Below are 26,328 nucleotides of genomic sequence, written 5' to 3'. Positions count from 1 at the left end.
GTCACCTGCCGGCTCCGGGGGCGGGCGCGGCGTACCGCAGCCGGAGCGCGCCCGCCGCGGGCAGCCGCGCGCCGGACGTCCGGCGCGTGCCGTACCGCATGTGGTAGCGCTCCTGGAGGGCCCGCAGCCTGCGGTCGGCGGCGGAGCCGGTGAACGCGTCGTGCAGGCGGTCCGGGTCGCCGAGCGCCGTCACCTCGTACGGGCCGGTCAGCGGGCGGTAGTCGACCAGGATCGCCTCCCCCGCGGTGCGGATCGCGGTGACCGGCGTGAGCCGCCGCCCGTTGATCCCGATGGCGGTGGCGCCCGCCGCCCAGAGCCCGTTGACCAGCGCCTGGAGGTCCTGATCATAGACCCGGCCGCCGGAGTCGCCGCCGTCCTCGCCGCGGCCTTCCGCGGGCGCGTCGTCCACGGTGACGACGAGGCCGGGGCCGGCGGCGGGCTCCGCGGCCGCGGCGGCGGCCTGCGCGGCGAGGTCGCGCCTGGCCCGGCGGCCTTCGGCACTGCGTTCCAAGGCACCGGCCCGCTCGCGGCCGGTGTCGGCGCGCAGCCGGTCGAGGCGGCGCTGCAGGGCGTCGGTCTCGCCGGTGCGGGCGTGGATCTGGTCGATGAGCCGGGCGCGCTCCTTGGCGGCGACGGGCTCGCTGCGGCGCACCTGGACGCCGGCGACCGCGAGGAGGACGCCGGCGGCGGCCAGCACCGCGAGCACCCCGGCCCCGCTCAGCCGCCCGCCGCGCCGGCGGGTCCCGCCAGACGCGGCGCGCCGCGCCGCGGCCTCGGCGTAGCCGGGGTCGAGCAGCTTGCCGGCGAACAGGTCCGAGAGCAGGGACATGGAGGCGTCGGGCCGGCGCCATCCGGCCGCCCGTTCCGCCTCGTCCGGGCCCCGCCGTCGAGCGATCACCGCACCATGATGTCAAGGCCCGCCAAATCGGGCCGGTCACGCCGCTCCGGGCGGCCGCTAGGCGACGGCGGCGCGGGTGCGGTCCAGGCCGATGTGGACGGCGAGGGCGGCGAGCACGGTGCCCATCAGGTAGCGCTGGACGCGCTGCCAGGCAGGGCGGCGGGCGAGGAACGCGGCGATGCTCCCGGCGCCGAGGACGATCAGGCCGTTCACGGTGATCGCGACGGTGATCTGGGTGAGGCCGAGCAGCAGGCTCTGCACGGCGACGTGGCCGCGGGAGGGGTCGACGAACTGCGGCAGGAGCGACACGTAGAGGATCGCGATCTTCGGGTTGAGCAGGTTGGTGACCAGGCCCATGGCGAACAGCCGGCGCGGCGGGTCGGCGGGGAGTTCTCTCGGAGCGAACACGGCGGCCCCGCCGGGCCGGACGGCCTGCCAGGCCAGCCAGAGCAGGTAGCCGGCGCCGGCGAGCTTCAGCGCCGCGTACACGGGCGGGACGAGCCGGAAGACGGTGGTGATCCCGGCGGTGGCGGCCACCACGTAGAGGACGAAGCCGAGCGCGACGCCGCCGAGCGAGACCAGGCCCGCGCGGCGGCCCTGGGTCACCGACCGCGACACCAGGTAGATCATGTTCGGCCCGGGGGTGAGGACGAGCCCGAGCGCGACGAGCGCGATGGCCGCCAGGGCGGCTGGGGAGATCATTGCACCGATGCTAGGCGCCGGTTTGAATCGGTGCAATAATAAGATTGAACTCGGTGCAATCCTGGGGGCAGCCGTATGGACGACTACCGGCGGGTGGCCGACGCGGTCGCCGCCGACATCGCCGCCGGGCGGCTGCGGCCGGGCGACCGGCTGCCGCCCCAGCGCGCGTTCGCGCGGCGCCGCGGCATCGCCGCCTCGACGGCCGCGCGCGTCTACCGCGAGCTCGGCCGGCGCGGCCTGGTGGTCGGCGAGGTCGGACGCGGCACGTTCGTGCTCGCGGCGGACCGGCGGGCGGCCCCCGCGCTGGCCGAGCCGGCGGACGCCCGCGTCGACCTGGAGCTGAACTACCCGGTCGTGCCCGAGCAGGCGCCGCTGCTGGCCACCGGGCTGGACCGCCTGATGCGCCCGGACGTGCTGGACGCGGCGCTCGCGCCCGCCGGCGTCGCGGGCACCCCGGCGGCGCGCGAGGCCGCGGCGGCGCTCCTCGCCGCCGACGGCCGGACGCCCGCGCCGGAGGAGGTGCTCTTCGCCGGGAACGGGCGGCAGGCGATCGCCGCGTCCGTGGCCGCCCTGGTCCCGGCAGGCGGGCGGCTCGCGGTCGAGGCGCTCACCTACCCGGTGATCAAGGGGATCGCGGCGCGGCTCGGCGTCACGCCGGTCGCCGTTCCGGTGGACGGGCAGGGGATGATCCCGGACGCGCTCGCCGACGCGCACCGCGCCGCGCCGCTCGGCGGCGTCTACCTCCAGCCCACGCTGCACAACCCGTACGGGACGACGATGCCGCCGGCGCGGCGCGCCGAGCTGGGCGGGCTGCTCGAACGGCTCGGGCTGTGCGCGGTCGAGGACCGGATCTGGGCGTTCCTGCGCGAGGACGGCCCGCCGCCGCTGGCCTCGTCCGCGCCGGACCACACGATCCTCGTCGACAGCCTGTCCAAGCGGCTGGCGCCCGGGCTGAGCGTGGGGTTCGCCGCCGTCCCGCGGCGGCTGGCGGGCCGGGTCGCCGCGGCGCTGCGCTCGGGCGCGTGGGGGCCCGCCGGGTTCGCCTTGGAGGCGGCGGCCGGGTGGATCGCCGACGGGACGGTCGAGGCGATCGTGAAGGCGAAGAGGGAGGACGCCGCGTCCCGGCAGCGGATCGCGGCGGAGCGGCTGGCGGGCGCGGCGGTCTCGTCCGATCCCGGTTCGTACTTCTGCTGGTGGGACCTGCCCGCGCCGTGGCGCGCGGAGACGTTCGTGGCGGCGGCGGCCCGGCGCGGCATCGCGGTCACGCCCGCCGCCGCGTTCGTGGTGGGCGGCGCCGCCGCGCCGCGGGCGGTGCGGTTCGGCCTGGCGTCGCCGCCGGAGGACGTCCTCGCGCGGGCTCTGGACGTGCTGGCGGAGATCGCGGGCGGCACCCCCGACGACGTCTCCGTCGACTGACCCGGCGGCCCGAACGGGAGATCCGCCTCTGGACTCGGGCCGCGCCGTCGTCCATGTTCTTGTGGGGGCGGGCGGGCCCTCCGGAGCGGATGGGGGCGTGGCGTGATCGAGGTGCGCGGGGTCGGGCAGCGGGTGGACGGCGGGCGCCGCACCCTGCGGGACGTGTCGCTGACGATCGGGGCCGGGGAGCTCGTGGCGATCATCGGCGGCAGCGGCGCGGGCAAGACGACGCTGCTGGACGCGATCGCCGGCGTGCGGCCGCCCGCCGAGGGCGAGGTGCGCCACACGGGCGGCGGCGGGCCGCTCGGGTACGTGCCGCAGGACGACATCGTCCACAAGGATCTGCCGCTGCGGCGCACCCTGCGGTACGCGGCGGGCCTGCGGCTGCCCGCCGGCACGCCGCCGGAGGACGCCGACAAGGCCGTGGACGAGGTGCTGGACGCCCTGGCCCTCACCGAGCTGGCCGGGCAGCGCGTCGGGCGGCTGAGCGGCGGCGAGCGCAAGCGGGCCAGCATCGCGGTCGAGCTGCTGACCCGGCCGCGGGTGTTCTTCCTCGACGAGCCGACGTCCGGCCTGGACCCGGCCACGGCCGCCGACCTGATGCGGCTGCTGCGCGGCCTCGCCGACGCGGGGACGACCGTGGTCATGACGACGCACCACCCGCCGGACGTCGCGGTGTGCGACCGGGTGGCGGTGCTGGCGCCGGACGGGCGGCTGGCGTTCCACGGCCCGCCGGAGGAGGCGCTGGAGGAGTTCGGGGCGGCCACGGTCGACGACGTCTACCTGCGGCTCGCCGGCGCCGCGCCGTCCGACTGGGGGAACCGGTTTCGCCGTCCCGGCGGCGAGGGGGCGGCGGCGGGACCGGGCGTAGGCGCGCTGCGGCAGTGGGCGCTGCTGACCCGCCGCAACCTCGACCTGCTCACCGGCAACCGGCTGACGCTCGCCGTGCTGGCGGGGTCGCCGGTGATGGTGCTGGCGATGTTCGCGGTGCTGTTCCGGCCGGGCGCGTTCGCGCCGGAGTCGCCGAGCCCGAGCGCGACCGTGATGATCCTGTTCTGGATCGCGTTCGGCGGGTTCTTCTTCGGGCTGACGTACGGGCTCCTGCAGATCTGCACCGAGCTGCCCGTCCTGCGCCGCGAGCGGCTCACCGGGCTGCGGGTCGGCCCGTACGTGCTGGCGAAGGCGGCCGTCCTGCTGCCGCTGCTGGCGGCGGTGGACGCGCTCATGCTCGGCGTGCTGCGCGGGCTCGACCGGCTGCCGGCGATGGGCTGGCGGACGTACGGGGAGCTGTTCGCCACGCTGCTGCTGTGCTCGGTGGCCGCGCTGGCGCTCGGGCTGCTGGTGTCGGCGGCGGTGACCGACCCGGCGCAGGCGACGATGGCGCTGCCGATGCTGTGCTTCCCGCAGGTGCTGTTCGTCGGCGCGATCCTGCCCGTCCCGGTGATGGCGGCGCCGGGCCGGTGGCTGAGCTACGCGATGTCGAACCGGTGGGCGTTCGAGGGGCTCGGGCACAGCCTGGGCGTCGACCGGCTGTGGGCGTCGGGCCGGTCGCCGCTGGGGCCGCCGCTGCTGGCGTCCTACGGCGGGACGTTCTCGCGGGCCGTGGGCGCCGACTGGGCGGTCCTCGCCGGGTTCGCGGCGCTCTTCCTCGCGGGGACGGCGGCGGTCCTCGCCCGCCGCACGCGGCCGGCCCGGCGGGCACGGCAGGACGCCCCGTCCCGCGGGGCCGCGCCGGCCCCGCCAAACTCAGGCATCTCGTCCTGAAAAGGTCACAACATCCCCTTGCATCACGTTCTCCGATTTTGGACCGTTCTTAGAGGAGGATGCGGCTTTGTACGCGGGGGTGCATGATGTCCGCTTCAACCGACGGCTGGGCGGCGGGGGCGACGCCCGGCACCGACGCCGAGTACGCCTCGACGAGCCGGCTGGACGACCTGCGGGCGGCCGAGTACCGCCATCTCGACGCCGGAGGCCGGACCTACCTCGACTACACGGGCTCGGGTGTGGCCGCCGAGGCGCAGATCCGCGCGCACGCCAGGCGGCTCACCGGGCGCTGCTACGGCAACCCGCACTCGGAGAACCCGACGTCCAGGGCGTCCACCGAGCTGGTCGAGCGGACCCGCGCCGCCGTCCTCGGCTTCTTCAACGCCTCCCCCGACGAGTACGCGGTGGTCTTCACGCCGAACGCGACCGGCGCGTGCCGGCTCGTCGGCGAGGCCTACCCGTTCGGGCGCGGGTCCCGGCTCGTGCTGACCGGCGACAACCACAACTCGGTCAACGGGATCCGCGAGTTCGCGCGGGCGCGCGGCGCGCAGGTGGTCAACCTGCCCGTCCGGGGAACCGAGCTGCGGGTCCCCGGCGGCGACGTGCGCGACGCGCTCGCCCGCCGCCGCGGGCTGCTCGTCTACCCCGCGCAGAGCAACTTCACCGGCGTCCAGCACCCGCTCGAATGGATCGACCTCGCGCACGCGCACGGGTACGACGTCCTGCTGGACGCGGCCGCGTTCGTCCCCGCGAACCGGCTGGACCTCGGCCGGGTGCGGCCCGACTTCGTCCCGGTGAGCTGGTACAAGATGTTCGGCTACCCGACCGGCGTCGGCGCGCTGGTCGCCCGCCGCGCCGCGCTCGCCCGGCTGCGCCGCCCCTGGTTCGCGGGCGGCACGATCCAGGCGGTCAGCGCGCTCGGCGGCTGGCACGTCCTCGCCGGCGACGAGACGGCGTTCGAGGACGGCACCCTGAACTTCCTGTCGATCCCGGACGTCGAGTTCGGCGTCCGGTGGATCGAGGACATCGGCATCGACCTGATCCACCGCCGGGTCGCCCGCCTCACCTCATGGCTGCTGCACCGGCTGACCGGCCTGCGGCACGGCGCGGGCTCCCCCATGATCCGCGTGTACGGCCCCGACGGCACAGACCGGCGCGGCGGCACCGTCGCGTTCAACGTCCTGGACCGGCACGGCCGGATCGTGGACGAGCGGATCGTCGCCCGCGACACCGCCGCCGGCGGGATCTCCGTCCGCACCGGCTGCTTCTGCAACCCGGGCGCCGGCGAGGGCGCGTTCGGCATCTCCGAGCGGGCGCTGCGCGACCGGCGGACGCTGCGCGGCGGCATGCGCACCCTCGACGAGTACCTCGACCTGCTGCACCTGCCGAGCGGCGGCGCCGTCCGCGCCTCGCTCGGCCTGGTCTCCAACGTCGCCGACGTGGAGCGCCTCGCCGCGTTCCTGGAGGAGGCCTACGGCGACCGGGAGCCCGACGCCCGGGGCCTCAAGCCCCGCGAACGCTGCTGAGGCCCCGCGCCGCCCGGCTACGAGCCCGCCCGCTCCACCACGAGGGCCCACTCCTCGAGCAGCTCCTGCGCGGCGTCGGCGTCCGGGCCCTCGGCCCACAGGTGGGTGACGGCCTCCGCCGGGTCGGGCAGGACGAGCACCCAGCCGCCGTCGTCCTCCACCACGCGGACGCCGTCGGTGGTGTCGAGGGTGCGGCTCCCGGCGGCCTCCACGACGTGCCGCATCACGCTCCCCTTCGCCGCCCACGGCGTCGGCACGGACCGGCGCAGCAGGTGCGCGACCGGGATCCGCCGGTCGATCTGCGACAGCGTCAGCCGCGTCCGCGCAACGAGCCCGACCAGCCGGACGAACGCCGCGATGCCGTCCACGGTCCCGCTGAACTCCGGCATCAGGAACCCGCCCCGGCCGTCGCCCGCGAAGACCACGTCGGGGCGCGCGGCGGCCTTGGTGAGCACGTCCTGCGAGGTGGACGTCCACTCGACCTGGACACCGTGGAACCGGCAGACCTGCTCGGCCACCCGCGTCGTCGTCACCGGCAGCGCGACCCGGCCGCCGCGCCGCTCCGCCGCGACCAGGTCCAGCATCACCAGCAGCGCCCGGTCGTCGGCGACCAGCTCGCCGTTCTCGTCCACCAGCGAGATCCGCTCGCCGACCGGGTCGAACCGGACGCCGAACGCGGCCCGCGACGACGACACCAGCGCGCCGAGCCGCTCCAGGTCGCGCATCCGCTCGGGCAGCGTCTCGGTCGGGTTCGCCTCGTCCAGCGCGTTGTTGCGGGTCAGCACCTCGACCCCGACCCGGCCGAGCAGGCTCGGCAGCACCAGCGACGCGACGCCGCCCGCGCAGTCCAGCACGATCTTCAGCCCGGCCTCGCGGACTCCGCTGATGTCGATGCGGTCCAGCAGGTCGCGGGTGTAGGTCTCCACCACGCGTGGCGGGTAGGTCAGCTCGGCGATCTCCCCGGGGAACGCCCGCCGGTACTCCTGCCGGCCGAACACGCGCTCCAGCTTGCGCTGCGCGGCCTGCGACAGGTCCGCGCCGTCCGGGTCGAGGAAGATGATGTCGACGCCCTGCGTCTCGCCGTACGTCGTGCGGATGTAGATGCCGCCCGCGCAGTCCTCACGGCCCGTCTCGAACCGGGCGACGGTCAGCGGCGTCGCCTCCAGGTCCTGCACGTTGATCGCGCTGGCGGTCAGCGCGCTGATCACCGCGCGCTTGAGCGTCCGGGCGGCGCGCGAGACGTCCCGGCCGGTGACGACCGTGGTGCCCTTCTTCAGCGTGGTCGCGTACGCGCTGGCCAGCCGCACCGCCAGCTCCGGGGTGATCTCCACGTTGACCAGCCCGGACACCCCGCGCGGCCCGAACAGGTTGCGCTGCCCGCGCGACTCCCAGATCACGCTGGTGTTGACGACCGCGCCCGCCTCGATCGTCTTGAACGGGTACACCTTCACGCCGCTGGAGACGTACGCCTCCGCCTCGATGACGCACTCGTCCCCGACGATCGCGCCCTCCTCGACGCGGGCGCCCGCCATGATGTCGGTGTTCTTGCCGACGACGCAGCCGCGCAGGTTCGTCGACGGCGCGACGAACACGTTGTCGTGGACGATCGCGCGGTGCAGGAACGCGCCCTCCTTCACCACGACGTTGCTGCCGAGCACGGTGTACTCGCGCAGCTCGACGCCGGCCTCGACCTTCGCGTAGTCGCCGATGTAGAGCGGGCCCTTCAGCACGGCCTCCGCGTCCACCTCGGCGCCCTCGGCGACCCACACGCCCGGCGACATCTCGAACCCGTCCAGCTCGATGCCGACCTGCCCGGACAGCATGTCGGCCTGCGCCTTCAGGTAGCTCTCGTGGGTGCCGACGTCCTCCCAGTAGCAGTCCGCCACGTACCCGTACAGCGGCGCGCCCTCCGCCAGCAGCTTGGGGAACACGTCGCCGGACCAGTCGACGACCTCGCCCGCCGCGACGTGGTCGAGCACCTCGGGCTCCATCACGTAGATGCCGGTGTTGACGGTGTCGGAGAACACCTGCCCCCACGTCGGCTTCTCCAGGAACCGCTGGATGCGGCCCTCGTCGTCCACGATGATGATCCCGAACTCCAGCGGGTTCGGGACGCGCTTGAGGCCGATGGTGACGAGGGCGCCGTTGCGCTCGTGGAAGCGCACCATGTCGGTCAGGTCGATGTCGGTCAGCGCGTCGCCGGAGATCACCAGGAACCGGTCGTCGCGCAGCGCCGCCTCGGCGTTCTTCACGCTGCCCGCGGTGCCGAGCGGCACCTCCTCGGTCGCGTAGCTCAGCGACATGCCGAGCTCCTCGCCGTCGCCGAAGTAGTTGCGGATCAGCGCCGCCAGGAACTGCACCGTGACGACGGTCTCGCTGAACCCGTGCTTCTTCAGCAGCCGCAGCACGTGCTCCATGATCGGCCGGTTGACGAGCGGCAGCAGCGGCTTGGGCTGGTTGGCGGTCATCGGACGCAGCCGCGTCCCCTCGCCACCCGCCATCACGACGGCCTTCATCGGGGGGTCTCAGCTCCCTTCTGCTCGCCGGCCGGGGGCCGCGCGCCCGGACCGGGCGCGCCGTCGGGTGGCGCGCCGCGGCCGGCCAGCACCAGTTGCCGCGTCTGCGCCCAGTACAGGACGGCCGCCCACCAGTACAGCGCCGTCCCCCAGATGGCGAAGGACCACCCGATCACCTTCGCCGCGGTGCCCGCCGCCCCGTCATGGTCTCCCAGGAGCAGCAGCGGGAAGGCGTACAGCAGGCACATCGTGCCCGCCTTGCCGATGAAATGCACGGGAAGCGCGCCGCCGTAGCCGAGCCGCCGCACGATCGGCGCGATCGGCACGATCGCCACCTCGCGCGCGACGAGCGCGATCAGCAGCCACAGCGGGATGATGTCGCGGACGGTCAGGCCGACGAGCGTCGCGAAGATGTACAGCCGGTCGGCGGCCGGGTCCAGCAGCATGCCGAGCTTGCTGGTCTGGTTCAGCGCGCGCGCGAGCTTGCCGTCCAGCCAGTCCGACAGGCCGGCGAACACCAGCAGCCCGAGCGCCCACCAGTCCTGCTCGACCAGCACCAGCCACAGGAAGAACGGGACCCCGACGAGCCGCGCCATGCTGAGCAGGTTCGGCACCGTGAAGATCCGGTCCCGCGCCGCCTCCGGCGCCCTGCCGGCCTCAGTGCTCACCGCTGCGCTCCCCTCCCTGACAGCGCCCTCCGGGCGGTGGCCCTGGGGTCCGGGGCCCGCCCCCGGAGGTCGGCGCCGTCCCCTTGATCCTGACCCTACCGGTAAGGCTTTGAAAGCCCCCGATAGCGTCCGGCCATGCGATGGACGGTGCACGGCGAGAGATCGATCTACGACAGCCCCTGGTTGGACGTGCGGCTGGCCGACGTCGAACTGCCGGACGGGCGGCGCTTCGACCACCATCTCGTGCGGGTGCGGCCCGCCGCCGGGGTGGCGGCGGTGGACGGCGCCGGCCGCGTACTGCTGATCTGGCGGCACCGCTTCATCACCGACGCGTGGGGGTGGGAACTTCCTGGCGGCCGGGTCGAGGAGGGCGAGGACCCGGCGGAGTCCGCGGCGCGCGAACTGGTCGAGGAGACCGGCTACCGGCCCGGGCCGCTGGAACACGTGCTGGCGGTGCGCCCGTCCCCCGGCCTGCACGATGGGATACATCACATCTACCGGGCGGACGGCGCCGAGCGGGTCGGCGAGCCCACCGATGTCGAGGCCGAGCGGATCGAGTGGGTGCCGCTGGCGTCGGTGCCGGAACTGGCGGCGCGCGGCGAGATCCTGTCCGGCTCGTCGCTGTCGGGCCTGCTCTTCCTGTACGCCCGGTCGGTCAGCGGGGACTGACCGGCTCCCTGCCCGGCGGCGCGTCCGGCGGGACGTCGGGCGGCGGCGCGTCCGGTGACGCGCCGGGCGGGACGTCCGCGGGCGGGAAGACGGCGGTGACGACGAAGCCGCCGTCCTCGCCGGGGCCGGCGTCCAGCGTCCCGCCGACGCTGCGCGCCCGCTCGATCATGCCGAGGATCCCGAACCCCTCCGGCCCGGCGCCGGAGGGGCCGCGGCCGTCGTCGGCGACCCGCACGACGAGCCCCGCCTCCTCGCGGGCGAGGGTCACCGCGACGCGGTGCGCGGCGGCGTGCTTGACAACGTTGGTCAGGGCCTCCTGGACGATCCGGTACGCGGCGACGCCGATCTCCGGCGGCGCCGCGGCGGCTCCGTCCGCGTCCAGCGTCACCTCCAGCCCGGCGGACCGGGCCGCGGACACCAGGCCGGGGATCGCGTCCGGGCCCGGCAGCACGGCGGGCGCGCCGACGTCGGTGCCGCGCAGCACCTGCAGCGTGCCGCGCAGCTCGGTGCGGGCGTCCCGGCAGGTCCCCGCGATCGACCCGAGCGCCTCGGCCAGCTCGGCGCGGTCCAGCGGCCGGTCGCCGGCGAGCAGATGGGCGGCGGCGCCGGCCTGGACCCCGATCACCGTGATGCTGTGCGCGAGCAGGTCGTGCAGGTCGCGGGCGATGCGCAGGCGCTCCTCGGCGACGCGGCGGCGCGCCTCCTCCTCGCGGGTGCGCTCGGCCCGCTCGGCGCGCTCGGTGATCGTCGCCAGCCGCGCCCGGTGCACCCGCCAGACCTGCACCGCGATCACCACGGAGACGACCGCCTCGATCACCGCGATCTGCTCGCGGACCGAGCTCCCCCCGGCGCGCAGCGCCATCATCATCACGCAGACGAACAGCAGCAGGCCCACGACCATGAGGACCGCGCGGACCCGGCGGCCGAGCACCGCGTAGGCGAACAGCGCGATCACCTCGGCGGGGATCAGCGCGTGGTGCTGGTACTGCAGCAGGTGATACGGCAGCGTCAGCAGGACCAGCACGACGAGCGCGAGCCCGGGCCGGCGCCGGATCACCGCGAGCGGGGCGTGCGCGCCGGCCAGCAGGAGCACGCCCCCGGCGTCCAGCGGCCGGGTCCCCGGCCAGGCGAGCGCCACCGCCGCCGCCACCGCGGCCAGCAGCGTCGTCAGCAGGGCGTCGCGGGTCGCCGCACCGGGCCGGGGCATCGTCACCACGCGCCCATCCTCCCCGACGCGGCGGGCCGCGCGCATCCACCCCCGCGCCACGCGATCCCGCCGCCCGCCCGGGCGGCCGCGCCGCCCGGGCCGGGGGCGCGACCGCGGCGGATCAGATCAGGCCCTGCGCCAGCATCGCCTCGGTGACGCGCTCGAACCCGGCGATGTTCGCGCCGACGACGTAGTTGCCGGGCGCGCCGTAGCGCTCGGCGGTCTCGTCGCAGGTGTTGTGGATCCGCGTCATGATCTCCGCGAGCTCCGCCTCGGCCTGCGGGAACGTCCACATCTCCCGCCCGGCGTTCTGCCGCATCTCCAGCGCGCTGACCGCGACGCCGCCGGCGTTGGCGGCCTTGCCCGGCCCGAACGCGACGCCCGCCTCCTGCAGCACGTGCACCGCGTCCGGTGTGGTGGGCATGTTGGCGCCCTCGGAGACGGCCTTCACACCGTTGCGGACCAGCACCCGCGCGGCCTGGACGTCCAGCTCGTTCTGCGTCGCCGACGGCAGCGCGATGTCGGCCGGCACGTCCCACACGCCGCCGCCGCGCACGAACCGGGCGGACGCGCCGCGCCGCTCGGCGTAGTCGGAGACGCGGCCCCGCTCGACCTCCTTGACCTGCTTGAGCAGCTCGAGGTCGATTCCCTTCTCGTCCACCACGTAGCCGCCGGAGTCGGACACGGTGATCACGTTGGCGCCGAGCTGCTGCGCCTTCTCGATGCTGTAGATCGCGACGTTGCCGGATCCGGACACGGTGACGGTCTGGCCGTCGAGCTCCTCGCCGCGCTTGCGGAGCATCTCGGCGGTGAACAGCACGTTGCCGTAGCCGGTGGCCTCCGTCCGGCACGCCGACCCGCCCCACGGCTGGCCCTTGCCGGTCAGCACGCCCGCCTCCCAGCGGTTGCTGATCCGCCGGTACTGGCCGAACAGGAAGCCGATCTCGCGGCCGCCGACGCCGATGTCGCCGGCCGGGACGTCGGTGTCCGCGCCGATGTGGCGCTGCAGCTCGGTCATGAACGACTGGCAGAACCGCATGACCTCGGCGTCGGAGCGGCCGTGCGGGTCGAAGTCGCTGCCGCCCTTGCCGCCGCCGATGCCGAGCCCGGTCAGCGCGTTCTTGAAGATCTGCTCGAAGCCGAGGAACTTCACGATGCCGAGGTTCACGGTCGGGTGGAAGCGCAGCCCGCCCTTGTACGGGCCGAGCGCGCTGTTGAACTCGACCCGGAAGCCGCGGTTGACGTGCACCGCGCCGGAGTCGTCGGTCCACGGCACCCGGAAGACGATCTGCCGCTCCGGCTCGACGAGCCGCTCCAGCAGCCCGTTCGCGCCGAGCTCGGGCCGGGCGGCGACCGCCGGGCCGAGCGTCTCCAGCACCTCGTGGACGGCCTGGTGGAATTCGGGCTCCCCCGGGTCGCGGACCAGGACGCGCTCGTAGGTCTTCTCCAGCACGGTCTGCGTGCCGGTCGCGTGCTGCGGCCGGGGGGATACGGGCATGCCGGGTCCTTCCTCAAACGGTGATCATGCCTCTCCACTTTAGGCGGTGGTCTGGACCAGCGCGGCTCCCGGGCCGGTCAACGCGCCGCATCGCCTCCGATCACGGGCTTGACGTCCACCACCGGCGTGCCGTCGACGGCCTCGAGGCCGCGGACGCGCAGCCGCCGCCCGACGACCTGCAGCACCTCGACCGGGTGCAGGCCGACCGGGTTCGGCCGGTCCGGGGACCGGGTGGCGAACACGCCGGTCTCGGGGTTGCGCGGGTCGTCGCGCGGCCGGGTCCGCAGCACGTCCCGCGACGCCTGGTGCAGCCACGTCAGCACGATGATCCGGTCGCCGGCGCTCAGGCCCTCCAGCGCGGCGTGGTACGACGGCTCGAAGACCAGCCACGCGTCGGGGGCGCCCTCCGTCCCCTGCTTGGGCGCCGCGGCACGGTCCTTGAGCGGGGACGACACGTGCCCGACCGGCGTGAGGGTGAGGTCACCGCGGATGCTCTCCATGCCGCGATCCTCTCAACCCGGTCGCGCGGGCGCGTTCTAACCCCCGGGAGGCGGTTGCGGCAACGGGGGTGCGGCGGGTTACCGTCGACCACGACAGATCGCGGGGGCCCGGCGAACCGGGCTGAGATAGCGGCTGGGACGGCCGCTGACCGCATGAACCTGACCGGGTAATGCCGGCGTAGGGAGAGATCGAGTCGTCATGACCGAATCCGTGGTTCCAGCTGCCCGCAAGACCTACCTGCCGGGCTCGCGCCCGGGGATGCGCGTCCCGATGCGGGAGGTTCCGCTGACCAACGGCGATGTCGTCGTCCTGTACGACACGTCCGGGCCGTACACCGACCCCGAGCACGAGACCGACGTCCGCAAGGGCCTGCCGGCGCTGCGGGAGGCGTGGATCGCCGAGCGCGGCGACACCGAGCCGTACGAGGGCCGGCCGGCGCGTCCCGAGGACGACGGGCGCCGCGCCGCGCCCGTCGCCGACGGGCTGCTCCCCCGCCGCCCGCGCCGGGCGGCCGGAGGCGCGGTGACCCAGCGCGCGTACGCGCGGCGCGGGGAGATCACCGCCGAGATGGAGTTCGTGGCGCTGCGCGAGGGCGTGGCGCCGGAGTTCGTCCGGAGCGAGCTGGCCGCCGGGCGGGCGGTGCTGCCCGCCAACGTCAACCACCCGGAGACCGAGCCGATGATCATCGGCCGGAACTTCCTGGTGAAGGTGAACGCCAACATCGGCAACTCGGCCGTGGCGTCCTCGATCGAGGACGAGGTCGAGAAGATGACGTGGGCGACCCGCTGGGGCGCCGACACGATCATGGACCTGTCGACGGGCCGGGACATCCACACCACCCGCGAGTGGATCCTGCGCAACTCGCCGGTGCCGGTCGGGACCGTCCCGCTGTACCAGGCGGTGGAGAAGGTGGGCGGCGACCCCGCCGAGCTGACCTGGGACGTCTTCCGCGACACCGTGATCGAGCAGGCCGAGCAGGGCGTCGACTACATGACCGTGCACGCCGGGGTGCTGCTGCGGTACGTCCCGATGACGGCGCGGCGCAAGACCGGCATCGTCTCGCGCGGCGGGTCGATCATGGCGGCGTGGTGCCTGGCGCACCACGAGGAGAACTTCCTCTACGCCCACTTCCGGGAGCTGTGCGAGATCTTCGCGGCCTACGACGTCACCTGGTCGCTCGGCGACGGGCTGCGGCCGGGCTGCATCGCCGACGCCAACGACGAGGCGCAGTTCGCCGAGCTGCGCACGCAGAGCGAGCTGACGGCGATCGCGGCCGAGTACGACAACCAGGTGATGAACGAGGGGCCAGGCCACGTCCCGATGAACAAGATCAAGGAGAACGTGGACCTGCAGCAGGAGTGGTGCGGCGGCGCGCCCTTCTACACGCTCGGGCCGCTGACCACCGACATCGCGCCGGGCTACGACCACATCACCTCGGCGATCGGCGCCGCGATGATCGGCTGGCACGGCACCGCGATGCTCTGCTACGTCACGCCGAAGGAGCACCTCGGGCTGCCCGACCGCGACGACGTCAAGGCCGGCGTGATCGCCTACAAGATCGCGGCGCACGCCGCCGACCTGGCCAAGGGGCATCCGGGCGCGCAGGCGTGGGACGACGCGCTGTCGGACGCGCGGTTCGACTTCCGCTGGGAGGACCAGTTCAACCTCTCGCTCGACCCGGACACGGCCCGGGAGTTCCATGACGCGACGCTCCCGGCGGCGCCCGCGAAGACGGCGCACTTCTGCTCGATGTGCGGGCCGCACTTCTGTTCGATGAAGATCACCCGGGACGTCCGGCGGTACGCGGGCGAGCACGGGCTCGCCGAGCAGGACGCGCTCGCCGCCGGGATGCGGGAGAAGGCCGGCGAGTTCCGCGCAGCGGGCGGGCGCGTCTACCTGCCGATGGCGCCCGGCGGCTCCTGACCGGCGGCCCCGCCCGGCTTCCGGCCGCCTCCGCTTTTGGACGGCGCCGCACTCGGGCGGGGTCGCCCTCGGACGGGCCGCCTCCGCACCCCACCGGAGCCCGCCGCGGACCTCGTGTCCGCGGCGGGCTCCGGCCGTGCGGGATCCCTGCTCCGCGGGGGCGCGACCCGCTGCGACTAGACTTCGGGGAACGTTCCAACTCCGCGGACCAACCCCTCCGAGCCGCGGTCGCGCATGCGTCAGGGAAGGACCGGGGAACCACGTGACCAGCGACGACACGCCGCGCACCCGTGCGCCGCGCGCGGACGTCCGCCGCAACCGCGCCCGGCTGCTCGCCGCCGCGCGCGAGATGTTCGCCCGCGACGGCGCGGGCGCCTCGCTGGAGGGGGTCGCCCGGCTCGCGGGCGTCGGCGTCGGAACCCTCTACCGCCACTTCCCCACCCGGCAGGACCTCCTGGAGTCGCTGCTCGCCGACGCCTACGACGCGCTCGCGGACCGGGGCCGCGAGCTGCTGGGGTCGCCGGAGCCCGGGCGGGCGTTCCTGGCGTGGCTGGGCGAGTTCGTCGCCGCCGTGTCGCAGTTCCAGGGGACGGTGCCGTCCGTCCTGGTGTCGCTGCGGGCCGAGCGGCCGGCGGGGTCCCGGTCGTGCCGCGCGATGCGGGACGCGGGCGAGGCGCTGTTCGCCCGCGCGCAGGAGTCGGGCGAGGCGCCCGCCGGGGCCGCGTTCCTGGACGTGCTGAAGCTCGCGGGCGGCATCGCGACGGCCGCCGAGCGGGAGCCCGGCGCCGCGGAGCGCCTGCTGTCCCTCGCCGCGTCCGGCATCGCTCCCGGCGCGGCCGGCGCCGTCGGCGACGCGGCGGGCGGGTGCGGCTGAGGCGTCAGGTCCGGACCGGGACGGGGAGGATGCGGCGCGGTCCCTTCGGCTCGCCGCCGTGCCTGCGCCATTCGCGCGGGTAGCCGACCGAGACCTCGATGTGCGGCACGCCGTCCGTCCAGATCGTCCGGGGGATGTGCAGGTGCCCGTACACGACGGCGACGGCGCCGAACCGCGAGTGCCAGGACGCGGTGCGCTCGGTGCCGCACCACTGCGCGAACTCCGGATACCAGAGGACGCGGGTCGGTTCGCGGACGAGCGGCCAGTGGTTGACCAGGACGGTCCGGGTGCCGGGCGCGAGGGCCGCGAGCCTCTCCTCGGTGTAGGCGATCCGCGCGTCGCACCAGGCGTCCCGGGTGGGGTGCGGGTCCGGGTGCAGGAAGACCTCGTCGGTGCAGACGACCCCGGTCCCGTGCGCGATCTCCAGCGCCTCCTCCTTGGTGGACGCGCCGTCCGGGCGGAACGTGTAGTCGTACAGCAGGAACAGCGGCGCGACCGTGACCGGGCCGTCCGCGCCGTCCCAGACCGGGTACGGGTCCTCGGGCGTGAGGACGCCGAGGCCGCGGCACATGTCGACGAGCCGCCGGTAGCGGGCCTCGCCGCGCAGCGCGACGGGGTCGTCCTTGATCGTCCAGAGTTCGTGGTTGCCGGGGACCCACAGGACGCGGTCCCACCGCTTCGCCAGCGCGCCCAGCGCCCACTCGACGTCGGCGAACCGCTCGGCGACGTCGCCGGCGACGATCAGCCAGTCGTCCGGGGCCTCCGGTTCCAGCGCCTCGACGAAGTCGCGGTTCTCGGGGAACCCGACGTGCAGGTCGCTGATCGCGTACACACCGCTCATGCCGTGATCGTAAGCGCAAAGCGGGCGCGGCCCGCCGGGGATCCCCCGGCGGGCCGCCTGCGGTGCGTGGTGACGGGTCAGCCGTCGGCGTCGGGCGACGGCAAGTAGCGGCCGGGCACCTCCGCCGGGGTGAGGATCGTCTTCTCACCCGGATACGGCTTGGTGAACCCGTGGGTCAGGTACCACGTGTAGTGGTCCATCTGGTCGGGGTTGGCGCGGTCGGGCTGCGGGTTCTGGTCGTTCTGGTGCTGCTGCCGGTTCCACGCGTCCCACAGGTTCGCGACGCCCTTCTCCCCCGCCGGCACCGCCGGGGTCGGCGACTGGGCCGGGGCGAGCGACGTCTTGGCCGTCGGGACGGGATCGTCGCCGCAGGCCGGCGGGGTCTTGAGCCCGTAGGTCAGCGGGACGCGGTTCTGCACGGCGGTGAACGGCGTGGGGTCGGGCCGCTTGTTGAAGGCGGTGAACATCGGGGTGGCCGCGCTGTCCTTCTGGTTCATCGGCCGGACCCCGAGGATCTGCTCGATGGTGCGGACCACCGTGATCTGCGAGTAGTAGTGGCCGTCGACCTTGCCATGGTTGGCGTAGGGGCTGATGACCTGCACCGGGCCGCGCGCGCCGTCGACGTGGTCGACACCGTCCTGGGTGTCGTCCTCGATGACGAAGATCGCGCTGTCCTTCCAGTACTTGCTGTGCGAGATGTGGTCGACGATCCGGCCGACCGCGAGGTCGTTGTCGGCGACCTGCGCGATCGGGTTCGGCGCGCCGCCGGTGTGGTCGCTGGACAGCCAGAACATGTTGAGGGAGGCCGGGCCCTCGGCGTCGAAGTGGCGCTTCCAGATCTCGTACCGGTAGATGTCCGGGATGTTGGTGTCGAACTTCGGGTAGTCATGCGCGGTGACGTCGTTCAGCGACGGGATCGGCGAGGACGAGTCGGTCTTGATGGCGGTGTTCTGGCCGGTGTCCGCCATGGTCCTGGCGTCGCAGTAGAACTGCTGCCAGGTCGCGCCGGACGGCTTGGTCTCGAACTGCAGGAACTCGCCGTAGTTCTTGACGGTGCCGCCGGCCGCCTGGACGCCGCTCCACAGGGTGCCGGTGCGCTGGTGGCCGAGCGCGTCGTCCTCGGTGTCGTAGCTGCGCGTGTACTCGCCGGCGCCCGACTCGGTGTACTCCGGGTTGTCGGACTGCATCAGCCAGTTGTGGCCCTCGGCGGAGTTGGTGCCGATGTCGTAGGTGTTGTCGTAGAGCCCGAACTGCCTGGCCAGGGCGTGCTGGTTCGGTGTCGCGTTCTCGCCGAACTGCGCGAGCGCAGGGTCGCCGTTGCCCCGCTTGTCGTCGCCGAACACCTGGTCGTAGGAGCGGTTCTCCTTGACGAGCAGGAAGACGTGCTTGATGGTCGACGGGTCGCCGAGCCGGACCGGGACCGGCACGGGCCGCGCGCGGCCGCCGGTGCGCAGCCCGATGAGCGACGCGGCGTCCCAGCCGTTCTGCTGGAAGACCCGGGACGTGTAGGCCCTGATGAGGCGGTCGTCCGGGAGCTTGAAGCGCAGCAGCGTGCCGGTCGAGTCGTGGGTGTTGTGGCCGGTGGCCGGCGACGTGCCGGCGCCCTTGTCGATGGTGCGCCCGGGGCCGCGCTCACCGATGCCGCGCAGGTTGGTGACGACCACCTGCCCGCCGGCCGTCGTCACGTTCTCGGGGAAGTAGTCGGTCGGCAGCAGCCCGACGTAGCCGACCGGGTCCTTGGGGCTCTTGTACCGGTAGACGGCGAGCGCGTTGGCGCGGCCGAGCGTGACCAGCAGGCGGCCGTCAGGGGTGAGGGTGACGCCGTCGGGCTCGTATCCGACCTTCGCGCCCGGCCACGGCTGCGTCGTGATGGTCTGGACGACGGTGTCCTTCGAGGTGTCGACGACCGAGAGGGTGTCGCTGCCGGTGTTGGCGACGAACAGCACCCCGTTCGCGGCGTGCAGGGCGGTCGGGTGCAGGCCCACGTCGATGGACTTGACCGAGCCGCCGTCGTCGCCCACGTCGATGACGCTCACCGTTCCGGTGGTGGCGGCGCCCGTCTTCGGGTCGGCGGGGACCTGGGTGCCGTAGGAGTTGAGGGTCTGGTCGCCGTCCTTCGCGGGACGCCCGCCCTCGTTGCTGACGTAGAGCTTGCCGCCGATCAGGGCCAGGTCGCGTGGAGCGTTCCCAACGCTCCAGCTGTGCTTGATCGTGCCGGTGGCCGGGTCCATGGCCACGACGCGGTTCTGGCCGTTGACGGCGGCGTACAGGGTGGTGCCGTCGGCGGAGAACACCGCCTGGGCGGGCAGCGGGTGCTTCGCCCCGTCGTTCGGGATCGTGATGAACGCCGGGGCGCCGACGGTGCCGTCGGCGTTCACCGGGAAGCGGCTGAACCCGTTGATCTGCGGCATCCAGAGGGTCTTGCCGTCCGGCGAGTACGTCGGCCCCTCCTGCCCGACGTTGTTGTTGCCGATCTTCAGGTCCGCGTCCGCGGCGGTGCCGGCCTGCTGAAGGACCTTGTAGTCCTTCAGGTCGACGATCGTCAGGGCGATGGACCGGTCGGTGGTCAGCGCCGCGAGATGGCGCCCGTCCGGGCTGACGGTGGAGGACAGCAGCTTCCCGTTGTCGACGAGCAGCCGGTCGCCGAGAGGCTTGTTGAACTGGTCGCTGGCGAGCACCGTGCCGAGGCCGGTCGTGTCGCCGACCTTGCGAGTGCCGAACGCGTGCGTCGACGCGTAGGCGGCACCCCCGCTCGCCGCGATGGCCAGCGCGGCGGTACCGGCCGCGACGATCCGGACCCGGCGGCCGCCGAGCCGGCGGAACACCCCGGAGCGGTTCTCCGCGGGGCTCCGGCGTTGACGTCTGACATGCATGAACTAACCCTTCTGAGCACTGGCGGGGCCGGCGAGCAGGTCGACGTTCCCGTCGAACTGCCACAGGGGGTTGGGCGCATCCCCGCTCGAGGTGCGCACCTGGAAGTAGCCGTTCACCTCCTTCGGGCCGTCTCCGTCGGCGACGTACCGCCCGTCCGCGGTGACGTCGAGCTGGTAGATGGCGGTGCCCGTGGAGGACACGCCGGGCAGGTGCCACGTCACGACGCACCGCCAGTCGTTGCCCGGACCCTCGTCGGCGACGCGGTCGCCGCCCTTGTCGCACGACGCGGTGGTCCGCAGCTGTGCCTCGGTGACGGCGGGACGGTGCAGCTCGCGGGTCTGCAGCCGGTAGAGGTGCCCGTACGAGGTGGCGAGGGAGTCCTCGAGCTTGCCCCGGTCGATCCCCGACCCGCTCGCCGGGGTCGTCCAGGAGACGAGCGCGACCGTGAGGACGGCGAGGAGGGCCAGCGGCAGCACCCCGTGCACGGTGACGCGGCGTCCGGACCCGTCGTAGGCCAGGTCGGTGAAGTCCCGGCGCAGGAACAGCCGGTAGGCCAGCGCGGTCGCGACGACGGCCCACACCAGCGCGACCGCGATGCCGATGAGCAGCGGGCGGGTCTGCGCCGGGGCGGTGAACAGGCCGCGCCAGGCGAGGAACGCCTCGCCCGGCAGGGCCGTCCGCACCGCCACCGGCAGCGGGAGCATCTGCGCGAGCTGCAGCCCGAGCGCGAGGAGCGCGGGCATCAGCAGTCCCATCGGCGACCGGCCGAGCGCCACCGAGCCGAGCAGCCCGACCGCCGCGAACGCCAGCGTCGGCGCGAGCACGCAGCCCCAGGCGAGCAGCACCGTGGTGGCCGCGTCCCCGGAGGACAGCATGTGGCCGTCGAGACCCGCGAGCGGATGGCCGCCCGCCGCGGCCAGTCCCCCGGCGATGCCCGAGACGGCCAGCCCGGCGGTCATCGCCAGGATCACGGTGAGGCTCGCGAGGGCCTTCGCCACGAAGATCCGGCGCGGGGAGCGGACCGCGACCAGCAGGTGGCGCCAGGTGCCGAGCCGGTCCTCGGCGGCGAACACGTCGCCGGCCGCCAGCGACGTCAGCAGCGGGAGCGCCCAGGTGCAGGAGAAGCCCAGCACCACCAGCGACCCCGCCCAGCCGGACGCGTGCATCCAGCGGCCGAAGACCGTGTCGGCCGGCAGCGAGCTCTGCATGCTCACCGCGGCCACGAACACCGCCGGCGCGATCCAGCACGCGGCGAGGACCAGCCGGATCCGCCACTGCGACAGCAGCTTGACCAGCTCGAAGCGGTAGCCGCGCGGCAGCGGCGCCGGCCTGGCCTCGTCCGCGGCGGGCGGGGTCTCGGCGGTGGTCGCGGTCATCGGGGGTCCTCCTCGGTCTCGCGCGGCTCGGTCCCGGTCAGCGCCAGGAAGGCGGCTTCCAGCGGCGGGACGACGGGCGCCAGCCCGCGCACCGCGACACCGGCCTCCACGAGCCGCACCACCAGGTCGTCGAGGGCCTGCACCGGCCCGCGGACGACGAGCGCGCCGTCGTCCGGCCCGGCCTGCGGGTCCCGCACGACCCGCAGGCCGGGCGTCCGCGACGCCACCTCGCGGGCGGCCGGCGGATCGGCGGTCAGCAGCCGGTGGTCGAGGTCGCCGACCTCCGCGGCGAGCTTGCCGACCGGCCCCGAGAACACGACCCGCCCGGTCGCGAGGACGGTGACCTCCGGGCACAGCGCGGCTAGGTCGTCCATCCGGTGGCTCGACATGACGACCGCGGCGCCGTCCGCGGCGAGCCCGGTGATGACCCGGTGCACGTGCCGCTTGCCCGCCGGGTCCAGGCCGTTGGCGGGCTCGTCGATGACGAGCAGCCGCGGCCGGGTGAGCAGCGCGGCGGCCAGCCCGAGCCGCTGCCGCATCCCGAGGGAGAAGCCGCGGACACGGTCGTCGGCGACGTCGGTGAGCCCCACCTGCTCCAGCGCCTCGCCGACGCCGGCGGCGGAGTCGTGCCCGCGCAGCCTCGCCAGGGCGGTGAGGTTCTGCCGCGCGGTCAGCGAGGGGTAGAGCCCGGGCCCGTCCACGAACCCGGCGACGCCGTCGGGGACGGCGAGCGTCCGCCCGACCGGCGCCCCCAGGATCTCCAGGCGGCCGCGGTCGGCGACCGCCAGGCCGAGCAGCAGGCCGAGGAGCGTCGTCTTGCCCGCGCCGTTCGGGCCCACCAGGCCGTGGACCTGCCCGGCCTCGACCTCCAGGTCGACGCCGTCGAGGGCGACCACGTCGCCGAACGACTTCGTGATGCCGCGAGCCCGGACGACCCTGCTTCTGCGCATTTCGGTTCCCGTCTTAGACGCCGCCGCAGGAACTTAGAGATCGCGAGTGGCGTCGACGGGGCGCGCAGCCGAACGGCGGGCGAATGATCACCCACGCGCAGGGGCCGCGGCGTTCCGGCCCTGGTGGGCCGGGTGGTGCTCGCGGGTCAGCCGGCCGGCACCGTCACGTCCGGGTCGGTGACGATGGTCGCGGCGGGCACGGACGACGCGCGCCGGACGACCGGCGCGCCGCTCGCCTGGATGTCGCGGATCCGGATCCGCGAGCCGCCGCCGATGTGGACGTGCGGGACGCCCTGTGCGGTGGCGTTCGGCTGGACGCCGTCGCCGTCGCTGAACATCGGGCTCTCGATGACGATGCCGGTGCCGCCGGTGATCGTCACGATCCCCTTGTCGTGGGCGGCGCTGGAGTGGCCGGTCGAGTCCGGCCGCGCCATGCCGCCGTAGAACCAGCAGTCGCGGACCCGGACGAACCTCCCGCCGGTGATGAGCAGCTGGCTGCCCCAGGTCGGACGGCCGGCCTGGGCCTGCGCGTCGAAGCGGACGCCGTCCAGGACCACGCCGCGGCCGCCGTCGAGGCGGATCCCGCAGACGTTGGCCTGCGCCGTGATGAACAGGGGGCCGACGACGGTCTTGCTGACGTTCGGCAGCCACACGTGATAGCGGTCGCCGCTTCCCATCTTCGGGGAGTCGATCAGCATTCCGTCCGTCCAGTAGCTGTTGTCGGAGCCCCAGAGCTTGAACGGCGTGTCGTAGCTGTTGTTGACGTCCCAGAAGCCGGAGAACGTGACGGCGTTGTGCGCGCCCCAGATGACGTGCTTGAAGAGGTTGAACGCGAGGTTCTCGAAATGCGAGGCCCACAGCACCGGGCCGGTGTGGTCGTGGTCGGTGAAGAAGGTGGTGCCGGAGTCGCCCTCGAAGCTCAGGTCGCCGATGTAGAGCCCCCGGGTCCGCCCTTTGGGCAGGGCGAGCCATCCCGAGCCCGGGACGCTGATCCGCACGCGCTGGTTGTAGTGGAACTCGTTGCCGCTGATGACGCCGGTGAAGGCGAGACCGTCGAAGACCTCGCGGGTCTGCTTGAACTCCATCGCGCGCTGGCCGAGCACGATCGCGGGCTTGCAGGTCTGCTGGGACACGTAGGCCAGGGCCCGGGTGAGCTTGGCGTCGTCGGTGGCGCCCTCGAACGAGTCCAGCAGGACACCGCGCGCGCTTTCCGGAGCGTCGGCCACCGTCGTCCCCTCACCGCCGGCGTCACGTGCCGGCCACATCTGCCTCACCTGCGGCGATGCCGCCTCGCGCCGGCATTTCCGAGCACTACTCTACGTAATCGGCTCATCTCATTTAAGTCACCGGCAGGTGACAGTAAGGCGGTGGAAGTGCGCATCGGAACCCGGACCGGCCTGGTCCTCGCGGCGTCGGCGCTGATGGCCGGAGCACCGGCCGCGGCGGCGTCGGCGTCGCCCCCGATCGCGACGGCGCCGGCGTCGGTGCCCGCGTCGGTGTCGGCGCCGGCGCTGGCCGGCTACGACGCCTGCCCGCGCGGCCGGATGTGCATCTGGCACGACAGGGACGGCGGCGGCGCCCGCCTGTCCTTCGCCCACAAGGCGCGGGACCTGAGCGAGCTGGAGGGAGGGCTCAACGACCACGTGCTGTCGGCGTGGAACCGCACCGGCCGCAGGTGGTGCCTGTACCAGGACGCCCACTACAAGGGCGACAAGCGCGCCGCCGAGCGGGAGCCGCTGGTGGGCTCCAAAGGCAACACCAACGCGTTCGGCTACAAGATCAGTTCGCTGAAGCCCTGCTGACGCCGGATCACCGGGGGACGTAGAGGCGGACGTCGTCGACCCGGGCGGCGCCCTCGTAGAAGTTCATGTGCGGGTCACCGATCATGAACCGGTCGGGATAGGCCGACCCGGCCGGCCAGGTGCGCCGGTCGACGAGGGTGCCGCCGGGTCCCTTCCAGGTCCAGTCCGCGTCGTAGCGGCCGTCGTACTCGCCGGGCCGCTGGTTGTAGTGCCAGATCGGCTCGCCGTCCTGCACGAACTTGCGCGTGTACCGGAACGTCGCGCGGCCCACGTGCGCGAAGACGCCCGACATCTCCATCGTGTACGCCCCGGCGCGCCGCTCGATCGCGAACGTGTAGGGGTTCTCGGGCAGAAGTTCCGGCCGCAGGTCGACCGTCGAGACGATCGCGCCGCCCTTCACGAAGCCGCATTCGCTCTGCATCAGGTATTCGGTGCCCGGCATGGCCGGATACCGGCGGTCGTCGGTCATGAAGATGGCGTTGACGCCGTTTCCGGTCCCGGCGGAGTACGGCTCGTACCGCTTGGTGGCGGGGTTGCAGTACTTGAGCCCCGAGCCTGTGTACTTGTACCTGTTGTATCCGTCCATGGCCACCTTCCGGTGCGCGTGGACGAACACGTTGTTGTGCGGCGCGACCCGCCGGTAATCCATGATCGACATGTAGTAGAAGCCGTTGGAGTCGGTGCGGGCGTCCGGCCACGCGCATTCGGGCCGGGAGAAGTCGCCGCCCGACGTCCACGGGAAGACGGTCTTGCAGCCGCCCGGCGCGTAGCCGTTGATCCGGCCGTCGGGATAGTCCCACGAGCCGCCGCGCTCGCCGCCGAAGTCCAGGCCGCGCAGCGTCATCTCGACCCGGTACTCGGCGGGCAGGTCCCGCGTCGACCGGATGACGACGCCGCCGCGGTAGTCGGGCTCGTCGAGGTCCGCGGCGCCGTTCCGCGAGGTCAGGGTCGGCGGGTCGTCCGGCCTGCCGTCCCCGTCGCGGTCGCGCGCGGCGAGCTCGGCGGTGAGCCATCCGCGCCGGCCGAACGCGAAGGACTTGCGGTACGTGTGCACCTTGGCGAGCTGCGTGCGGAAAGCCGGTCCGCCCACGGCGGTGAAGTAGCCGCCGTCGTTGTCGTACATGTCGACGTCGTAGGGGCTCGCGGGGCCGTCGTCGTCGGGCCGCCACGGCACCCGCGCGTCGTCCAGGCGCCGGTCGAACGGCTCGGCCGCGACGAGCCGCCAGCCGGGCCGGGTCCCCGGCGGCCCGCCGTCCGCCTCGGTCGTTCCCCTGTCCGCGGCCGCCGCCGTGCCCGCGGTCGCGGACAGCACGAGCGGGACCGCGAACGCCAGGCCCGCGCGAACGCACCGGTTCATCTCGCCGCCTCCCCCGCCGCGCCGTCCGGGCGCGGCGCTCCGCCGATGTCAGGACGATCTTCGGTGACGCTAGGCCGGGTGCGCGCGGACCGCCATGGCAAACATCGACAAAGTGGTATTGACCAGTCGCCATAATGGGACGTAGCGTGTGCGACGACGGGATCGGATCCTTAGAGAGGTGAAGGCGTGCGGACTGGCGGCGAGGGCCGTAACGGGAACACGAAGCGGCAGACGGTCCGCCGGGAGCTGCTCGCCATGCTCGACGGCCTGGAGCCCGGTGACGCGCTGCCCTCCGAACGCCGGCTGGTCGAGGACCTCGGCGTCTCCCGGCCCACGTTACGGCAGGCCGTGGACGGCCTCGTCGCGGAGGGCCTGCTCGAACGGCGGCACGGAAGCGGCACCTACGTGGCCGAACCGCGGATCGCGGTCCCGCTCACCATGACCTCGTTCACCGAGGACATGATCCGCCGGGGGATGAAGCCGGGCGGCCGCGTGCTGTCGTTCCGCACCGAGACCGCGGGGGCGCGGATCGGCAGGCGGCTGGCCCTGTCCCCGGCCGAAGAGGTATTTACCATTCGGCGGCTGCGGCTGGCGGACGGCGCGACGATGGCCATCGAGACGCTCTACCTGCCCCGGGCGCTCATGCCCGGGCTGCGCCGGGACGTCCTGGAGGGCCGGTCGTTCTACGACCTGCTGCGCGGCGCCGGCATCGTGATCGCCTCGGGCACCGAGACGATCGAGCCGACCGTCGTCACCGCGGAGGAGGCCGCCGAGCTGGACGTCCCCGTGCACACGCCGGCGTTCCTGTTCGAGCGGGTGACGCGGGACGAGGACGGGCGGCCGCTGGAGTACGTCCGGTCCCTCTACCGGGGCGACCGGTACCGGCTGGAGCTCGACCTGCGCCCGCCGTCCCACTGACCGCTCCCCCGGCGCGCGTCCGGGGCCACGACCGTCCATCCGCGCTGT

Annotated in this window: 21 protein-coding genes and 1 riboswitch; of the genes, 8 read left to right on the top strand and 13 right to left on the bottom strand. The window is 73.8% G+C overall.

The window, feature by feature from the left end; genetic code table 11:
- Window position 1: 1 nt before the first annotated feature.
- Window positions 2–898 carry a DUF881 domain-containing protein gene (locus J4709_RS24825; protein ID WP_208244201.1) on the bottom strand — a complete coding sequence of 299 codons (897 nt, stop codon included), beginning with the start codon at window positions 896–898 and terminating at the stop codon, window positions 2–4.
- Window positions 899–955: 57 nt separating this feature from the next.
- The gene (locus J4709_RS24820; RefSeq protein WP_208244200.1) at window positions 956–1,600 is read right to left on the bottom strand and encodes a LysE family translocator; all 645 of its coding nucleotides are present in this window, start codon (window positions 1,598–1,600) and stop codon (window positions 956–958) included.
- A 75-nt stretch (window positions 1,601–1,675) separates the two neighbouring features.
- On the opposite strand from J4709_RS24820, the gene J4709_RS24815 reads away from it, so the two are divergent.
- The 3 genes from J4709_RS24815 (at window position 1,676) to J4709_RS24805 (ending at window position 6,306) form a co-directional block, all read left to right on the top strand.
- Complete coding sequence (locus J4709_RS24815; protein ID WP_208244199.1) at window positions 1,676–3,016, top strand: aminotransferase-like domain-containing protein; 1,341 nt, start codon at window positions 1,676–1,678, stop codon at window positions 3,014–3,016.
- 102 nt (window positions 3,017–3,118) lie between these two features.
- Window positions 3,119–4,780, top strand: a complete 1,662-nt coding sequence (locus J4709_RS24810; protein WP_208244198.1) for an ABC transporter ATP-binding protein/permease — start codon at window positions 3,119–3,121, stop codon at window positions 4,778–4,780.
- A gap of 83 nt (window positions 4,781–4,863) precedes the next feature.
- Window positions 4,864–6,306 carry an aminotransferase class V-fold PLP-dependent enzyme gene (locus J4709_RS24805; RefSeq protein WP_232383999.1) on the top strand — a complete coding sequence of 481 codons (1,443 nt, stop codon included), beginning with the start codon at window positions 4,864–4,866 and terminating at the stop codon, window positions 6,304–6,306.
- A gap of 17 nt (window positions 6,307–6,323) precedes the next feature.
- On the opposite strand, the gene J4709_RS24800 is transcribed toward J4709_RS24805, so the two are convergent.
- Together J4709_RS24800 and clsA are read right to left on the bottom strand one after the other, a co-directional pair.
- Window positions 6,324–8,822 (bottom strand): mannose-1-phosphate guanyltransferase, encoded by a 2,499-nt coding sequence (locus tag J4709_RS24800; RefSeq protein WP_208244196.1) that lies wholly within the window; start codon window positions 8,820–8,822, stop codon window positions 6,324–6,326.
- On the bottom strand, window positions 8,819–9,490 hold the full coding sequence (gene clsA, locus J4709_RS24795) for a cardiolipin synthase ClsA (protein ID WP_307801512.1): 672 nt from the start codon (window positions 9,488–9,490) through the stop codon (window positions 8,819–8,821). Before clsA ends, J4709_RS24800 begins: the two co-directional genes overlap by 4 nt.
- A gap of 135 nt (window positions 9,491–9,625) precedes the next feature.
- Here clsA and J4709_RS24790 point away from each other — a divergent pair, with 135 nt between their 5' ends.
- Window positions 9,626–10,159: an NUDIX hydrolase gene (locus tag J4709_RS24790; protein ID WP_208244194.1), complete on the top strand. Its 534-nt coding sequence runs from the start codon at window positions 9,626–9,628 to the stop codon at window positions 10,157–10,159.
- On the opposite strand, the gene J4709_RS24785 is transcribed toward J4709_RS24790, so the two are convergent.
- From J4709_RS24785 to tsaA, 3 genes are all read right to left on the bottom strand, one after another.
- A complete protein-coding gene (locus J4709_RS24785) occupies window positions 10,146–11,366 on the bottom strand; it encodes a sensor histidine kinase (protein ID WP_232384039.1) in 1,221 nt (406 codons plus the stop codon). The genes J4709_RS24790 and J4709_RS24785 overlap by 14 nt on opposite strands.
- Before the next feature lie 121 nt (window positions 11,367–11,487).
- Window positions 11,488–12,864 (bottom strand): NADP-specific glutamate dehydrogenase, encoded by a 1,377-nt coding sequence (gdhA, locus tag J4709_RS24780; protein WP_208244192.1) that lies wholly within the window; start codon window positions 12,862–12,864, stop codon window positions 11,488–11,490.
- A 77-nt stretch (window positions 12,865–12,941) separates the two neighbouring features.
- Entirely contained in the window at window positions 12,942–13,364 is a 423-nt protein-coding gene (gene tsaA, locus J4709_RS24775; protein WP_208244191.1) for a tRNA (N6-threonylcarbamoyladenosine(37)-N6)-methyltransferase TrmO, read from the bottom strand.
- Window positions 13,365–13,454: 90 nt separating this feature from the next.
- Window positions 13,455–13,568, top strand: a riboswitch (TPP riboswitch).
- Here tsaA and thiC point away from each other — a divergent pair.
- Together thiC and J4709_RS24765 are read left to right on the top strand one after the other, a co-directional pair.
- Window positions 13,564–15,288: a phosphomethylpyrimidine synthase ThiC gene (thiC, locus tag J4709_RS24770; protein WP_208244190.1), complete on the top strand. Its 1,725-nt coding sequence runs from the start codon at window positions 13,564–13,566 to the stop codon at window positions 15,286–15,288. (Overlaps the previous riboswitch by 5 nt.)
- A gap of 262 nt (window positions 15,289–15,550) precedes the next feature.
- Window positions 15,551–16,162 carry a TetR/AcrR family transcriptional regulator gene (locus J4709_RS24765; RefSeq protein WP_307801510.1) on the top strand — a complete coding sequence of 204 codons (612 nt, stop codon included), beginning with the start codon at window positions 15,551–15,553 and terminating at the stop codon, window positions 16,160–16,162.
- 4 nt (window positions 16,163–16,166) lie between these two features.
- On the opposite strand, the gene J4709_RS24760 is transcribed toward J4709_RS24765, so the two are convergent.
- The 5 genes from J4709_RS24760 to J4709_RS24740 all read right to left on the bottom strand — a co-directional run bounded on the left by J4709_RS24760 (window position 16,167) and on the right by J4709_RS24740 (window position 23,429).
- Window positions 16,167–17,003: a metallophosphoesterase family protein gene (locus J4709_RS24760; protein ID WP_208244189.1), complete on the bottom strand. Its 837-nt coding sequence runs from the start codon at window positions 17,001–17,003 to the stop codon at window positions 16,167–16,169.
- Between the two features lie 77 nt (window positions 17,004–17,080).
- Window positions 17,081–19,876 carry a bifunctional YncE family protein/alkaline phosphatase family protein gene (locus J4709_RS24755; RefSeq protein ID WP_208244188.1) on the bottom strand — a complete coding sequence of 932 codons (2,796 nt, stop codon included), beginning with the start codon at window positions 19,874–19,876 and terminating at the stop codon, window positions 17,081–17,083.
- 3 nt (window positions 19,877–19,879) lie between these two features.
- Window positions 19,880–21,253 carry an ABC transporter permease gene (locus J4709_RS24750; protein ID WP_208244187.1) on the bottom strand — a complete coding sequence of 458 codons (1,374 nt, stop codon included), beginning with the start codon at window positions 21,251–21,253 and terminating at the stop codon, window positions 19,880–19,882.
- Entirely contained in the window at window positions 21,250–22,203 is a 954-nt protein-coding gene (locus J4709_RS24745; RefSeq protein WP_208244186.1) for an ABC transporter ATP-binding protein, read from the bottom strand. The genes J4709_RS24750 and J4709_RS24745 overlap by 4 nt, the downstream gene beginning before the upstream one ends.
- A 146-nt stretch (window positions 22,204–22,349) precedes the next feature.
- The gene (locus tag J4709_RS24740; RefSeq protein ID WP_208244185.1) at window positions 22,350–23,429 is read right to left on the bottom strand and encodes a hypothetical protein; all 1,080 of its coding nucleotides are present in this window, start codon (window positions 23,427–23,429) and stop codon (window positions 22,350–22,352) included.
- Window positions 23,430–23,570: 141 nt separating this feature from the next.
- Here J4709_RS24740 and J4709_RS53555 point away from each other — a divergent pair, with 141 nt between their 5' ends.
- Entirely contained in the window at window positions 23,571–24,005 is a 435-nt protein-coding gene (locus J4709_RS53555) for a peptidase inhibitor family I36 protein (protein WP_208244184.1), read from the top strand.
- 7 nt (window positions 24,006–24,012) lie between these two features.
- On the opposite strand, the gene J4709_RS24730 is transcribed toward J4709_RS53555, so the two are convergent.
- Complete coding sequence (locus tag J4709_RS24730) at window positions 24,013–25,362, bottom strand: hypothetical protein (protein WP_208244183.1); 1,350 nt, start codon at window positions 25,360–25,362, stop codon at window positions 24,013–24,015.
- A 186-nt stretch (window positions 25,363–25,548) separates the two neighbouring features.
- On the opposite strand from J4709_RS24730, the gene J4709_RS55720 reads away from it, so the two are divergent.
- A complete protein-coding gene (locus J4709_RS55720) occupies window positions 25,549–26,280 on the top strand; it encodes a GntR family transcriptional regulator (protein ID WP_208244182.1) in 732 nt (243 codons plus the stop codon).
- Window positions 26,281–26,328: the final 48 nt, after the last annotated feature.

The organism is Actinomadura violacea, from assembly GCF_017573465.1.
Taxonomy (GTDB): domain Bacteria; phylum Actinomycetota; class Actinomycetes; order Streptosporangiales; family Streptosporangiaceae; genus Spirillospora; species Spirillospora violacea.
The sequence above is the reverse complement of the archived record's forward strand: the minus strand, read 5'-3'. Positions and strand labels throughout refer to the sequence as shown.